At 54.8% G+C, this 14,532-nt stretch carries 12 protein-coding genes; 5 read left to right on the top strand and 7 right to left on the bottom strand.

Translation table 11 applies throughout. The annotated features are described in order from the left end of the window. Positions 1 to 2 precede the first annotated feature (2 nt). Positions 3 to 1,187 carry an NAD(P)/FAD-dependent oxidoreductase gene (locus tag NR201_RS20390; RefSeq protein WP_010671506.1) on the bottom strand — a complete coding sequence of 395 codons (1,185 nt, stop codon included), beginning with the start codon at positions 1,185 to 1,187 and terminating at the stop codon, positions 3 to 5. A gap of 243 nt (positions 1,188 to 1,430) precedes the next feature. Between NR201_RS20390 and pitA the strand changes: the two genes are divergently transcribed. Further along, entirely contained in the window at positions 1,431 to 2,933 is a 1,503-nt protein-coding gene (pitA, locus tag NR201_RS20385) for an inorganic phosphate transporter PitA (RefSeq protein ID WP_010253391.1), read from the top strand. A 37-nt stretch (positions 2,934 to 2,970) separates the two neighbouring features. Here the strand turns inward: pitA and uspB are convergent, their stop codons facing one another. Next, positions 2,971 to 3,306: a universal stress protein UspB gene (gene uspB / locus NR201_RS20380; protein WP_010253393.1), complete on the bottom strand. Its 336-nt coding sequence runs from the start codon at positions 3,304 to 3,306 to the stop codon at positions 2,971 to 2,973. 416 nt (positions 3,307 to 3,722) lie between these two features. Here uspB and uspA point away from each other — a divergent pair, with 416 nt between their 5' ends. After that, the gene (gene uspA / locus NR201_RS20375) at positions 3,723 to 4,160 is read left to right on the top strand and encodes a universal stress protein UspA (RefSeq protein WP_010253396.1); all 438 of its coding nucleotides are present in this window, start codon (positions 3,723 to 3,725) and stop codon (positions 4,158 to 4,160) included. 50 nt (positions 4,161 to 4,210) lie between these two features. Here the strand turns inward: uspA and rsmJ are convergent, their stop codons facing one another. After that, positions 4,211 to 4,957, bottom strand: a complete 747-nt coding sequence (rsmJ, locus tag NR201_RS20370; RefSeq protein ID WP_010253398.1) for a 16S rRNA (guanine(1516)-N(2))-methyltransferase RsmJ — start codon at positions 4,955 to 4,957, stop codon at positions 4,211 to 4,213. A gap of 8 nt (positions 4,958 to 4,965) precedes the next feature. Continuing rightward, the gene (prlC, locus tag NR201_RS20365; protein ID WP_010253402.1) at positions 4,966 to 7,008 is read right to left on the bottom strand and encodes an oligopeptidase A; all 2,043 of its coding nucleotides are present in this window, start codon (positions 7,006 to 7,008) and stop codon (positions 4,966 to 4,968) included. A 430-nt stretch (positions 7,009 to 7,438) separates the two neighbouring features. Between prlC and NR201_RS20360 the strand changes: the two genes are divergently transcribed. After that, entirely contained in the window at positions 7,439 to 8,281 is an 843-nt protein-coding gene (locus NR201_RS20360) for a 23S rRNA (adenine(2030)-N(6))-methyltransferase RlmJ (RefSeq protein ID WP_033768001.1), read from the top strand. A 60-nt stretch (positions 8,282 to 8,341) separates the two neighbouring features. After that, positions 8,342 to 9,160: a CPBP family intramembrane glutamic endopeptidase gene (locus NR201_RS20355; RefSeq protein WP_154210770.1), complete on the top strand. Its 819-nt coding sequence runs from the start codon at positions 8,342 to 8,344 to the stop codon at positions 9,158 to 9,160. On the opposite strand, the gene rnz is transcribed toward NR201_RS20355, so the two are convergent. Then, a complete protein-coding gene (gene rnz / locus NR201_RS20350; RefSeq protein WP_010253411.1) occupies positions 9,157 to 10,068 on the bottom strand; it encodes a ribonuclease Z in 912 nt (303 codons plus the stop codon). The genes NR201_RS20355 and rnz overlap by 4 nt on opposite strands. 128 nt (positions 10,069 to 10,196) lie before the next feature. On the opposite strand from rnz, the gene gorA reads away from it, so the two are divergent. After that, positions 10,197 to 11,549, top strand: a complete 1,353-nt coding sequence (gorA, locus tag NR201_RS20345) for a glutathione-disulfide reductase (RefSeq protein ID WP_062759566.1) — start codon at positions 10,197 to 10,199, stop codon at positions 11,547 to 11,549. A gap of 284 nt (positions 11,550 to 11,833) precedes the next feature. On the opposite strand, the gene NR201_RS20340 is transcribed toward gorA, so the two are convergent. Together NR201_RS20340 and NR201_RS20335 are read right to left on the bottom strand one after the other, a co-directional pair. Further along, a complete protein-coding gene (locus NR201_RS20340) occupies positions 11,834 to 12,226 on the bottom strand; it encodes a helix-turn-helix domain-containing protein (protein ID WP_223566220.1) in 393 nt (130 codons plus the stop codon). A gap of 1,109 nt (positions 12,227 to 13,335) precedes the next feature. Beyond that, a complete protein-coding gene (locus tag NR201_RS20335; RefSeq protein ID WP_022623984.1) occupies positions 13,336 to 14,232 on the bottom strand; it encodes an alpha/beta hydrolase in 897 nt (298 codons plus the stop codon). Positions 14,233 to 14,532 lie beyond the last annotated feature (300 nt).

Below are 14,532 nucleotides of genomic sequence, written 5' to 3'. Positions count from 1 at the left end.
CCTTACAACGCCTGGGCGCAGGCCCAGGCGGAACTCCACGCCCACTGGAAGTTATAGCCGCCCAGCCAGCCGGTGACATCAGCCACTTCACCAATAAAGTAAAGTCCCGGCACCGCGCGCGCCTCCATCGTTTTCGAGGAGAGCTGTGTGGTATCCACGCCGCCCAGCGTCACTTCAGCAGTTCGATATCCCTCGGTGCCGTTTGGCTGAATGCGCCAGGCGTGCAGCGTCTGCGCCAGCTCGGTTTGCTGTTTGCTGTTGAGCTGCTTCAGAGTGATATCCGGCACCACCTTCAGCGCCTGCAATACTTCCACCAGACGCTTCGGCAGGATTTTCGCCAGGCTGTTCTTCAGGCTGAGATTCGGGTGTGCTTCACGCTGCGCCGTCAGAAACGCCTCAAGCGGCGTGGCAGGCGACAGATCGATGGTGACGAATTCTCCGGGTAGCCAGTAGCTGGAGATTTGTAACACCGCAGGGCCGGAAAGGCCGCGGTGGGTAAACAGCATCGCCTCTTTGAAGCGGGTGCCATCCTGGGCATCGATAGTGGTCTCCAGCGCGACGCCTGACAGCGTCTGCAACTGCTCCAGCAGCGGCTTGTGCAGGGTAAAGGGCACCAGCGCCGCCCGCGTCGGAAAGACGCTCAGCCCGAACTGCTCCGCTATTTTATAGCCAAACGGCGTGGCGCCCAGGCCTGGCATCGACAGACCGCCGCTGGCGATGACCAGCTTCTCCGCCTGAACCGTGCTGCCGTTAAGTTGCAGGGTATAGCCGCTTTCATCGCGCGCCACGCTGAGCACTTCACTGCGCAGCCGCAGGGTGACATTGCCCTTGTCACATTCGGCCAGCAGCAGATCGACAATCTGCTGGGCGGAGTCGTCGCAGAAGAGCTGGCCCAGGGTTTTCTCATGCCAGGCGATGCCGTGGCGATTAACCAGATCGATAAAATCCCACTGGGTATAACGCGCCAGCGCCGATTTACAGAAATGAGGATTGTGCGACAGATACGCCGCCGGTTCGGTGTAGAGATTGGTGAAGTTGCAGCGGCCACCGCCAGACATCAGAATTTTACGTCCCGGCTTTTTGCCGTTATCCAGCAGTAACACGCGGCGTCCCCGCTGCCCGGCCTGGGCGGCGCAGAACAGCCCTGCGGCACCGGCACCAATGATGATAACGTCAAACTGTTCCACTACGACTCGCTCACTTAACTGGAAAGGCGCAGATTGTAGTGATCTGCTCACTGAGACGCCAGCGTCAAAAAAATGCCGCAAATGTGTCATATTGTATCTGTCTAATATCTAACCCTTTTTCTCTGAGTTACCCTTACGCCTTACATCGAAAGGTTAAATTAGCGCTATATTTTCCTTTCCCATACAGCACGTTGTCGCGGATAATGCGCCGCGTTCATGTCCTCCAAAAATGGCGTAACGTTTATGCTACATCTGTTTGCTGGTCTAGACCTCAGTACTAGCCTGTTATTGGTTCTTGCCCTGCTGTTTGTATTGTTTTACGAAGCGATCAACGGTTTCCACGACACGGCCAACGCAGTTGCGACGGTCATCTATACGCGTGCTATGCGTGCCCAGCTTGCTGTGGTCATGGCGGGTGTATTTAACTTCCTTGGCGTGCTGCTCGGTGGATTGAGTGTCGCTTACGCTATTGTTCATATGCTTCCCACCGATCTTTTGTTAAATGTTGGATCGGCTCACGGTCTCGCCATGGTGTTTTCTATGCTGCTGGCGGCGATTATCTGGAACCTCGGCACCTGGTATCTCGGTCTGCCGGCATCCAGCTCCCATACGCTGATCGGCGCCATTATCGGTATCGGTCTGACCAACGCCCTGATGAGCGGAACCTCGGTGGTTGATGCGCTCAACATCCCGAAAGTGCTGAACATCTTCCTTTCTCTGATCCTGTCGCCGATTGTCGGTCTGGTGATGGCGGGTGGCTTAATCTTTATACTGCGTCGCTACTGGAGCAATACCAAAAAGCGTGCGCGTATTCATATGACGCCTGCTGACCGTGAGAAGATCGACGGCAAGAAAAAGCCGCCGTTCTGGACCCGTATCGCCCTGATTGTTTCGGCAATTGGCGTGAGTTACTCCCACGGTGCGAATGACGGTCAGAAAGGGATCGGCCTGATCATGCTGGTCCTGATTGGCGTGGCACCTGCTGGTTTCGTGGTGAATATGAATGCCTCCGGTTACGACATCACGCGAACCCGCGATGCAGTCAATCACCTGGAGCAGTATTATCAGCAGCATAACGCCTCGCTGACCCATATCATCCAGATGGCACCGCCTAAGCTGCCAACGCCGGAAGAAGTGCCAGCAACCAGCCCGCAGGAGTTCCACTGTGACAGCGCGCGCGCATTACAGGCGGTACAGGGTGCGCAGGTGTTGCTGAATAACCTGCAGAGCTACGATCAGCTGACGGTTGATCAGCGCGGTCAGATGCGTCGTCTGCTGCTGTGTATCTCCGATACCGCCGATAAAGCGGCTCGTCTGCAGGAAACCTCGCCAGATGACAAACGCTTCCTCAATAAGCTGAAAAGCGACCTGCTTGGCACCATCGAGTATGCGCCTATCTGGATTATTGTGGCCGTCGCGCTGGCGCTGGGCATCGGCACCATGATTGGCTGGCGTCGTGTTGCCACCACCATTGGTGAGAAGATTGGTAAAAAAGGCATGACCTATGCGCAAGGAATGTCAGCACAGGTGACAGCAGCGCTGTCGATTGGTGTCGCCAGCTATACCGGCATGCCCGTCTCCACCACGCATATCCTCTCTTCATCGGTTGCCGGTACCATGCTGGTCGACGGTGGCGGGCTACAGAGCCGGACCATCAAGAACATCGCCATGGCGTGGATCTTCACCCTGCCGGTCTGTATTCTGCTGTCAGGTTCGCTCTACTGGATTGCCTTAAAACTGGTGTGATGCCAGCAAAAAAAAGGGCGACGCAAGTCGCCCTTTTTTAATGCCAGATCGCCAGCGCCACCAGACTAATGACTACCAGTCCGCACAGCGCACTGGTCAGCATAAACTGCCCCCGCACCCGCTCGCAGCGCCGGATAAACTCATCGTCATGATGATCGAGATAGCGCTTTGCCCAGATATAAGTGACCAGCCGCACCTGCTTGCTCGGCTGGCCATGAGAGGTGAAAAAACCCGCCCCATCGACATACTGATACAGCAGCGGATCACAACCGCGTAAGACCGCCAGCAGAGCGCGCAGGGATGAAAAATAGCGCGCCATATTCACGATACACACCACGCAAAGCGCCCAAAAAAGCGCAATAGTGCTGATCATATTCTCCCCCTCCCGGCTGGAATCGCAGCAACAGGCCCAGCGTCAGACACTGAGTCCACCTGCAGAAATAACCAGCCACTGAATCACCGGACTGCGAAAGTTTTTCGACCCCCTGAGCGGTTGCGAATCGGACCGCCTTTTTTCAGTGTAGGAGAAATCTTTACATTTTTTCCAACGATGATTTTCGTTCAGCGCGAGTAAATCTGGCATAGCCTTGATCTTATTCATAAGCCAGGCGGCAACGGCAGCATTTACAGTGGGAGAAGGCTATACTGAGGACATAACAACATCATCACCTGCAATGCAGGTAGACACTTTGGTGGCGCTCATCGCCCGCTCGCGCAAGGGATTTCGCTAAGCTGTGACGCGGCAGGAACACCGGATGCCATCCTTAACCTCGTGAAAGGAGTTTTATCATGGCTTATAAACATATCCTGATTGCAGTAGACCTTTCTCCCGAAAGCCAGTTGCTGGTGGATAAGGCCGTCTCGCTGGCTCGTCCGTACGATGCCAGAATTTCCCTGATTCACGTTGATGTCAATTACTCCGACCTCTACACCGGCCTGATTGATGTCAACTTAGGGGATATGCAGAAGCGTATCTCTGAAGAGACGCATGCGGCGCTGAAAGGGTTGTCAGATGCGGCGGGCTACCCGATCAGTGAGACGCTGAGCGGCAGTGGCGACCTCGGCCAGGTACTGGTTGACGCGATCAGAAAATATGACGTTGACCTTGTAGTATGTGGTCATCATCAGGATTTCTGGAGCAAGCTGATGTCCTCAGCCCGTCAGCTGATCAACACCGTGCATATCGACATGCTGATTGTGCCGCTGCGCGATGAAGACGAGGCGTAATTTCGTCGTATAAATGATTAAAGCCGGCGCAGAGCCGGCTTTTTTATGCTTTAAAGCGGTGGGTAAATATCAAAGCGATGGCTTTTGGTTACCACGGCCGCCTGCGTCACAATACCCGCCAGCGGCGGTGCATAGTCTGGCCGTTTAACCACGATGCGTTTCTTCGCCAGCCGGCGAGCGGGTTCCAGTAATGCGTCAGCATCTTCATCCGGCCCCACCAGCGACTGAAACACCCGCATCTCCTTTTTCACCAGCGCACTTTTCTGGCGATGGGGATACATAGGATCGAGATAGACCACATCCGGCGGCGGCGTGATATCCCCCAGCGCCTGTGCGCTGGCCGCATGAATCAGCGTCAGCCGATCGCGCAGCCAGGGGCCAATTTCCGCATCCTGATACCCGCGCTGCAATCCATCTTCCAGCAGCGCAGCGACAACCGGATGACGCTCCAGCATTCGCACCCGGCAGCCCAGCGCCGCCAGTACAAACGCATCTCGTCCCAGCCCGGCGGTGGCATCGACCACATCCGGCAGATAACCGCCTTTGATGCCGACCGCTTTGGCGACGGCTTCGCCGCGTCCACCGCCGAAGCGACGGCGATGGGCCATCGCGCCAGTGACGAAATCAACAAAAATGCCGCCCAGCTTTGGCTCATCACGCTTGCGCAGTTCAAGGTGCGTCGGGGTCTGCACCAGCGCCAGCAGTGCGTCTTCATCGTGCTCCAGCTGCCAGCGCTGCGCTAAACGTGATAAGGCGCCGTCTCCGGCGCCTGATTCATCGAGCAAACAGATTTTCACGAACCGACTTATCCCTGAATGCCGTAATGTTCCAGCATCGCATCGAGCTTCGGTTCACGGCCACGGAAGCGTTTGAACAGCTCCATCGGCTCTTCAGAACCGCCACGCGTCAGGATGTTATCCAGGAAGGACTGACCGGTTTCACGGTTGAAGATGCCCTCTTCCTCGAAGCGGGAGTAAGCATCCGCCGCCAGCACGTCTGCCCACAGATAGCTGTAGTAACCCGCCGCATAGCCACCGGCAAAGATGTGGCTGAAGGCGTGCGGGAAACGGCCCCATTCCGGACCCGGAACCACTGCCACGCGGCTTTTTACTTCGCGCAGGGTTTCCAGAATCTGAGCACCTTTCTCCGGATTAAACTCGGTATGCAGACGGAAATCGAACAGGCCGAACTCCAGCTGACGCAGGATAAACAGCGCAGCCTGATAGTTCTTCGCCGCCAGCATTTTATCCAGCAGCTCTTTCGGCAGCGGTTCGCCGGTTTCAAAGTGGCCCGAGATAAAGGCCAGCGCATCCGGTTCCCAGCACCAGTTCTCCATGAACTGGCTTGGCAGTTCCACTGCATCCCATGGCACACCGCTGATACCGGAGACGCCAGGCGCTTCGATACGGGTCAGCATGTGATGCAGGCCGTGACCAAACTCATGGAACAGGGTGATCACTTCGTCATGGGTGAACAGCGCAGGTTTGCCTTTCACCGGACGGTTAAAGTTACAGGTCAGGTAGGCAACCGGCTTCTGCAGGCTGCCATCGGCTTTACGCATCTGGCCGACGCAGTCATCCATCCAGGCACCGCCACGTTTATGTTCGCGGGCGTAGAGATCGAGATAGAAGCTGCCGCGCAGTTCGCCAGTTTCATCGAACAGATCGAAGAACTTCACGTCAGGATGATAAACCTCAACGTCGTTACGCTGCTTCGCCGTGATGCCGTAAATGCGTTTCACCACTTCAAACAGACCGGCGACCGCACGCTCTTCCGGGAAGTAAGGGCGCAGTTGCTCATCGCTGATGGTGTAGAGATGCTGCTTCTGCTTTTCACCGTAATAGGTGAGATCCCACGGATTAAGCTCGGTCACGCCGTGCTCTTTACGGGCAAAGGCGCGCAGCTGCTCCAGCTCTTTTTCACCCTGCGGACGGGCGCGTTCCGCCAGGTCATTAAGGAAGTCGATTACCTGGGACGGGCTTTGCGCCATTTTGGTCGCCAGCGATTTATCGGCGTAGGAGTCGAAGCCCAGCAGCTGTGCCAGCTCGTGACGCAGCGCCAGCTCTTCCGCCATGATTGGGCCGTTATCCCACTTACCGGCGTTCGGACCCTGATCGGAGGCGCGCGTCGCATAGGCGCGATACATCTCTTCACGCAGCGCAGCGTTGTCGCAGTAGGTCATGACCGGCAGATAGCTTGGGATATCCAGCGTCAGCAGCCAGCCTTCCTGCTCTTTGGCTTCAGCCTGTGCTTTAGCCGCCGCCAGCGCGCTTTCCGGCATACCGGCCAGCTCGCTTTCATCGGTAATCAGCTTGCTCCAGCCCATGGTGGCATCGAGCACATTGTTGCTGTAAGCCGAGCCCAGCTCAGAGAGGCGCGCGGCGATTTCGCCGTAGCGCTGCTGTTTATCTTTTGGCAGGCCGATGCCGGAGAGTTCGAAATCACGCAGGGCATTATCGACCGCTTTCTTCTGCGCCAGATCCAGTGCAGCGTACTGATCGCCCTCTTTCAGGTTGCGATACGCCTGATAGAGCCCTTCATGCTGACCAACCCAGGTGCTGTATTCAGAGAGCAGCGGCAGCGTCTGCTCATAGGCTTCACGCAGCTCCGGGCTGTTTTTCACCGCATTAAGGTGGCTGACCGGTGAGAAGATACGGCTCAGGCGATCGTCAGTTTCCGCCAGCGGCTGAACCAGATTATCCCAGGTATACGGCGCACCCTGCGCCACGACTTTTTCGACTTCTGCGCGACAGTGGCTCAGCACTTCCGTCACGGCAGGCACCACATGTTCAGGCTTAATGGCAGAAAAAGGGGGTAGCGTAAAAGATGTCAGTAGCGGATTGGTCATAGCGCAGTCCTTTATAGATGTATGGGGCGCAGCGGGTCGCGCAACGCAATCTAAGTAACATGCGGCTTAGTGTAGCGAAAATCAATGGCAGCCAGGATGAGGTGGGGAAGAAACGCGCGAATAGCAGCACGGAAGATGCACGCTTTTATCTCATGCACGTAATGCTGGCTGGCGCGTCGGGGAAGATTTGCGGTCGCTTTCCGTGACTGCGTGCCGGGAACCACACGCCCCGCCCTGAGCGGCTCGCGGTAATCCCGATTTGTTATCACGCTTCTGGCCCATCAGTGGGTCATCCCTGATATAATCGCGGATTCTCATGCTTTTCCTGCGTCGGTTGCTGTGCGTCGTTCTGTGGGTAATACGTGAGGTAATAATTGGTATAAATTGATTTTCCATCAATTAAAACCTTATACATTCAACAGGATAAACAATGCTGAGTTATCGCCATAGCTTCCATGCTGGCAACCACGCCGACGTGCTGAAGCACACCGTTCTGAGCCTGATCATCACGGCGCTGAAAGAGAAAGAGAAACCGTTTTTCTACCTGGATACCCATGCGGGCGCAGGCCGTTATCAGCTTAGCGGCGAGCACGCCGAGCGTACCGGTGAATATCTGGAAGGCATCTCACGTATCTGGCAGCAGCCCGATGCGCCGGAATTGCTGCAACCCTATTTTGATGCGATTCGTGCATTAAACCGTAACGGGACGTTGCGTTATTATCCCGGCTCGCCGCTAATTGCCCGCCATCTGCTGCGTGAAGATGACAAACTGCAACTCACTGAGCTGCACTCCAGCGACTATCCGCTGCTGCGTAACGAATTCAGCAAAGACAACCGTGCCCGCGTCGATCGTGCCGACGGTTATCAGCAGTTAAAATCGAAACTGCCACCGCCGTCACGTCGCGGTCTGGTGCTGATCGATCCGCCGTATGAGATGAAAAGCGACTACCAGGCAGTGGTGAAAGGGATTCAGGAAGGCCATAAACGTTTTGGCACCGGCGTCTTTGCGTTGTGGTATCCGGTGGTTTTACGCCAGCAGATCAAACATATGCTGCGCGACCTGGAAGCGACCGGCATTCGCAATATTTTGCAGATCGAACTGGCGGCCCGTCCCGACAGCGATCAGCGCGGCATGACCGCCTCCGGCATGATCGTGATTAACCCGCCGTGGAAACTGGCCCAGCAGATGAATACCCTGCTGCCGTGGCTGCACCAGAAACTGGTTCCGACGGGTACCGGCCACTACGCGGTTAACCAGATCGTACCCGAATAACTCTCTTTGTCTTCTACGCCGCTCACTACCGGTGCTGCGGCGTTGTACCAGGTCTTTACCATGTGGATCATACTGGCTGGCGCGCTGGCCGCGCTGCAACCGGCCCGACGGCTGGCATTATTATTACTGGCGCTCGCCACACTGCTGGGTTTTTATCAGGACGTGTTAGCGTGGCCGGTGCTGCTGCTGTTTACCGGCACCGCCGCTGTGGTGGCACTCCGTATTTACGACCGTGACCATCATCGACGACAAATAGTGACCGAAGCGCTGCTGGTGCTGATCGCCATCGGGTTGCTCCTCCATCTTTTTCCAGGCTTTAATAATCCCCTTAAGGCAGAGGATGTGCAGGCCGGACCGCGCAGCGTGCCTTTCAGCTTCGGGTTTAACTTCGATAAAGCGCTTATTCCTTTTGTACTACTGGCCTGCCTGCCGACGCTGTTTCGCGCGCCTGCCACGCCACCACGCTATCGGCTACCCGCTGCACTGGCGCTGATCGCGGCCATTCCGCTGCTGCTGTACTGCGCGGTATTATTGGGCGGATTAGCGTTTGAGCAACATACGCCGGAATGGCTGGGCCCATTTATGCTCGCCAACCTGTTCTTTGTTTCGCTGGCGGAAGAGGCCCTGTTTCGTGGCTATCTGCAGCAGCGATTAAAGCAGGTAGTGGGCGGCATCCCGGCGCTGTTACTAAGCGCGCTGCTGTTTGGTCTGGTGCATCTGAGCGGCGGCCTGTTGCTGGTGATCTTCGCCACCCTGGCCGGGCTGTTATATGGGCTGGCGTGGCACTGGAGCGGCCGCTTATGGCTGGCGACCGCCCTGCACTTTGGCCTTAACCTGACCCATCTGCTGTTTTTCACTTATCCCGCACTGCATCATTAGAGGTTAAAAACCGCCAGATCCCAGGCCAGCTCGGTGCAGGGAAAAATCGTCTGGCACTCCGCCAGCAGGCGGTTCATGTCTTTTGCCAGATAGCGTGAACTGAAATGGGTGGCGATCAGCCGTTTTGCCCCGGCGCGTTTTGCCACTTCGGCGGCCTGCAGTGTGGTGGAGTGCCCGCGCCCGTTGGCTTTTTCTACCATCGCGGCCTCCAGCGTGGTTTCATGCACCATCAGGTCAACATTGGCCGCCAGTTGCAGCGCGACCTCAGTAGGTGCCGTATCGCCAAAGATAGCCAGCGTTTTGCCGGGTGTCGCGGGGCCAAGATAGTCAGCACCGTTGATTACCCGCCCATCTTCCAGCGTCACGCATTCACCCTGCTTCAGCTGCTGAAACCACGGGCCGCGTGGCACCCCTTCCGCTTTCAGCCGCGCAGCATCCAGCAGACCGGGTTTGTCATGCTGTTCAATGCGATAGCCAAAACACTCCACCGGATGGCTCAGCGGCCAGGCGCTGATACGAAACTCACCGTCGTCCAGCGTCCAGCCCGCCTCAATCTCAACGATGGTCAGCGGGTAGTCGGTGTAGGAGCCGCTGATCGACAGCGCCGTCTCAACAAAGGTTTTTAATCCCCTGGGGCCATAGACCGTCATCGGTGTGGTCAGCCCGGCCATTGACCGGCTGGTGAGTAATCCCGGCAGCCCGAAAATATGATCGCCATGCAGATGGGTGATAAAAATCTTATCCAGCTTGCCCGGTTTGAGGCTGGAGCGCATAAACTGTAATTGTGTGCCTTCCCCGCAGTCGAACAGCCAGGTTTCACCACTCAGCGCGCGGGTAAAAGCAATAGACGTGACGTTACGTTGCAGGCTGGGAGCACCGCCGCCGGTGCCGAGAAAAGTAAGGTGCATGGTATGCTTCCCTGTAAGCGAGTGAAAAAACAGAACCCTATTACAATCATAGGCGCAAACTTTGCGTCATTTCGACCCGCAGCGTTACACTCAACCCCAATTTTTTATGCAACCGGATGGATACTTCAATGACCCGACATTTCGACTATCTCGCCATTGGCGGCGGCAGTGGCGGCATCGCCTCAATTAACCGTGCGGCTATGTATGGCCAGAAATGTGCCCTGATTGAAGCGAAAGAGCTGGGCGGCACCTGCGTGAACGTGGGCTGCGTGCCGAAGAAAATCATGTGGCATGCCGCGCAAATCGCCGAAGCGATCCATCTCTACGGACCGGATTATGGCTTCGACACCACCGTGAATCGCTTCGACTGGGCCACACTGGTGAAAAACCGCAGCGCCTACATCGATCGCATCCACAACTCCTATGACAACGTGCTGGGTAAAAACAAAGTTGAAGTGATCAAAGGCTTTGCCCGCTTTGTCGATGCGCACAGTGTTGAAGTCAACGGCGAGATTATCACGGCTAACCATATTCTGATCGCCACCGGCGGTCGTCCGGTCCACCCTTCTATACCGGGTGCAGAGTACGGCATTGATTCCGACGGTTTCTTTGAGCTGGACGCGCTGCCAAAACGCACTGCGGTCATCGGCGCAGGCTACATTGCGGTTGAGCTGGCTGGCGTGGTTAACGCGCTGGGATCGGAAACGCATCTGTTCGTCCGTAAACACGCGCCGCTGCGCAGCTTCGATCCGCTACTCACCGAAACGCTGGTCGAAGTGATGAACAGCGAAGGCCCGGCGCTGCACACCGAATCTATTCCAAAAGCTGTGATTAAAAACGGCGATGGTAGCCTGACGCTGCAGCTGGAAAACGGCAGCGAATATACCGTGGATTGCCTGGTCTGGGCGATTGGCCGTGAGCCCGCCAACGATGCCCTGAATATTGACGCCGCTGGCGTCGCGCTGGACGACAAAGGCTATATCAAAGTCGATAAATTCCAGAACACCAATGTGTCAGGCATCTACGCCGTGGGCGACAACACCGGTGCGGTTGAGCTGACGCCGGTTGCGGTCGCGGCGGGCCGTCGTCTCTCTGAGCGTCTGTTTAACAACAAACCGGACGAGCATCTGGATTACAGCAATATTCCGACGGTGGTGTTCAGTCATCCGCCGATTGGTACCGTGGGACTGACCGAGCCGCAGGCACGGGAACAGTATGGCGACGACCAGGTGAAGGTTTATAAATCGTCATTTACCGCCATGTACACTGCGGTAACCCAGCATCGTCAGCCGTGTCGCATGAAGCTGGTCTGTGTGGGTGCAGATGAGAAGATTGTCGGCATTCACGGTATCGGATTCGGCATGGATGAGATGCTGCAGGGCTTCGCTGTGGCGCTGAAAATGGGTGCCACTAAAAAGGACTTCGATAACACCGTGGCGATCCATCCGACCGCCTCCGAAGAGTTCGTGACGATGCGTTAATTCCCCGAACAAAATACTATTGGGAAAAACTGGTCATCAGGGCCAGTTTTTTCCTGCAACTGCGCTCAACGAAATTTAATGCGCCCGCTGACGCGAAATGTAAAACCTGCGTTTCTCTTCATATTATCAACACCCAGCAAGAGCCAGGCTGATTAACAGCGAAAAAACCGAACCGACAGTAATTAAATCCATTTATATATGAAATTATTTAATGACTACCGATTATATTCACAGGCCCGGCGTCCATTTCCACAGGATTATCGTTAGTGAATTTATCGCTGTGCTTAATGAATGCCTGAAGTGATACGACTGCTAAATAACCTCTCCACGCTGTCGCTTTTGAGGAGATAGCCTTTCTTCGAAACTCTCAGGATCACATCATCACTTAAACCCAGAAAAAAGAGCTTCGACTTTAAATTAGACATAACCTGCCAGACCCGCTGCGTAGAAGAACTCAGTCCATGTTTATCCCAGACGTTCTCCATAAGTTCCGAATCCGTGACAACATCAATAGTGGCATTTTCAAAAAGATACTCTAATACGTGCGCCATGGTTTTTCTCAGGATGATATCTTCACCATACCCATTCAAACAAATTAGTCGCTTTGTCTTGTGTAAATAAACCACGTTCCCTTCAATAAGATAGCCAATAAAATTTACTTCATTACCCGGTAGCATGAGGTTCTCCAGAACAATGATGAAAACAAGATAATAACTTTTATTCAGGTATTTAAAAAACATCCCTTCATTATTTGTACATTACTTTTTAATCAGCCCTGGCCACGCCTTTCCATTGTTCCTGGTCTGTAATAGCGATGCCTCGATGATCTTCATGCATATAACGCTTTGTTGTGTGTTAAAATCCTGACTATCCACCTCGCCACATCGTTAATAAAAGTAATAATAAATAAGTCTGTTCTGGCGGAGAAGCAGACTGACCTTAATACTCATCCGACAGAATGCAATAAGATGTTGTTGCTTATCATCGCCGGCAAGAAAACTTAAATATTTCTTAGTTAAATCAGAAACCACCGATAAACTGACCAGGATGGATTGCTGTCTGATTTGCCTCATCTTATGCGTAGCCGTTATGAAATCATCTAACGTTAACGAAGACAATAAAGTGGGATTTTTATTTTAGTTCAAAACTTACGGGTTTTATCACGGCCATCTGTAGCAGAATCAGCCAAAATAAAGCTTAAAAGAAGAATCGCTTTGGATTGAAAGACGATTGCGTCATCCGAACACGCCCGCTTCAACGCTTTCATTAGTTTTTTTATAATCCATAAGACCTGATATTTCTGGCCAATTTTTGATCTGTATCAACTGGCAATATATCGGTGAAAAAAGCAAAGTAATGGCGGAAAAACAGAAGCAAAAGATATGAGACAGGAATGTTCTTTACCCGGGAATCAATCAGATCCGTTTGTTTATTAAGATAATTATTAAAGCGTCCTTATTTAGCTATTTTGTACCCTACTAACGGCAGGAGATTGTCATCTTATTGTATACCGAGTCAGAAATAAGCGTGAGTGCCCCTTAGCTCCGTTCTCCCTCGTTAACGTGATAAATAAGAATGAGTTATTCATGCGCCCTGACCTGTCAGCATAGTCCACTGATATCAATATTGAGGGGCTGAGTCTGGCTCTGGATTGGGAGATTTAAGATGGCAGAGGGCGCAGCATTAACCGGGACCGGGACAAAGGGTCACCTTCGATCTGGTGACCTTGCGCCAGGCAGGGTGAGAACGGATCCCCTGGTGCAGTCGTGCACCGCGCCAGTGCAACTCAGCTCACGCGATCCAGCCAGCGAACATAAGCCTGATCCCATAACGCCGCTGGCGTGCCCGCCTTGCCAAGACCAAAGCCATGCCCGCCTTTGCTGATCTGAATCAGCTCAACCGGCACACGATTACGGCGACAGGTGTCGCGCATCAGCTCGGTGTTAAACGGATTTGAGGTGTGATCGTCCTCGGCCTGCGCCAGAAACGTCGGCGGATATTGCCGGGTTACGTAGTTCTGCACTGACCAGTTCGCCTCATCCTGCGGCGTGGCATTTTTGCCGACCATCATCAGATGGGTATTGGTGTGCTGATAAGGCGCTTCCAGGGTGATGACCGGATAGATCAGACCCACGCTGTCGACTTTGGGCACCACTTCATCCAGCGGATCGATGGCCGGATAGGATTCAAAGTCCGGACGCGCCGCCGCCAGCCCCAGCAGATGCCCACCTGCCGAGAAGCCCAGCACATGCACCTTGCGCTCAAAGGATCGCACCAGCCGGATGGCACGCTGCGCATCCTGCAGCGGTGCCAGCCGCCCCGCCTGCCACTTCTCATGCGGCAGCCGGTAGCTGAGCACATAGGCGGTATAGCCATTGGCATTGAGCCAGCGCGCGACCGGCCAGGCTTCGCGTCCCATGCCGATCCAGCGATAACCGCCACCCGCTGCAATTAATACCGCTTCGCCATTGGGATTTTCCGGTTTAAAGCGCTGAATCGCCGGGCTGACGATATTTGACCAGGAACCGGTGCTGTTAATATGCAACTGGCCCGATGGGCCGCCGCCGCCGGGCGGATCGTCCGGCCAGAGGGGAATAATGTCATCGCGGGCAAATATTTTGCCGGTGGTCATGGAGAGCCCGAGCGCTCCCGTGCCGAGAATAAAGCGTCGACGCGTAATCATAATGCCTGTTATGTGATACCAGAAGAGTGAGCAAACCGTTGCGGCAGGCTGCAGTAGAATCAACAGATGCAAGTCGGGTGCCATGGCTGGCGATTATGTACGCAATGGCCCCTGAAAAGCCATAAAAAAACGCGCCCGGCAGGCGTAATGCTGATCCGTTAAGATTAGATTTGTAAAGGCTGTCACGGTCAGACGTGGCAGCTTTTTTTCCGGGCGAGCGAGCCGCAGTGCGGGCCTGAGCACCTCTGCTGCTGCCGGGCCGTCCTCGCGCCGCTCACGCGGTACCTTCGGCTTTGACGG

Origin of the sequence: Pantoea sp. Fr-CA_6 (assembly GCF_024520895.1) — a bacterium.
Lineage (GTDB): Bacteria > Pseudomonadota > Gammaproteobacteria > Enterobacterales > Enterobacteriaceae > Pantoea > Pantoea agglomerans.
This window is presented reverse-complemented; position numbering and strand designations above follow the sequence as displayed.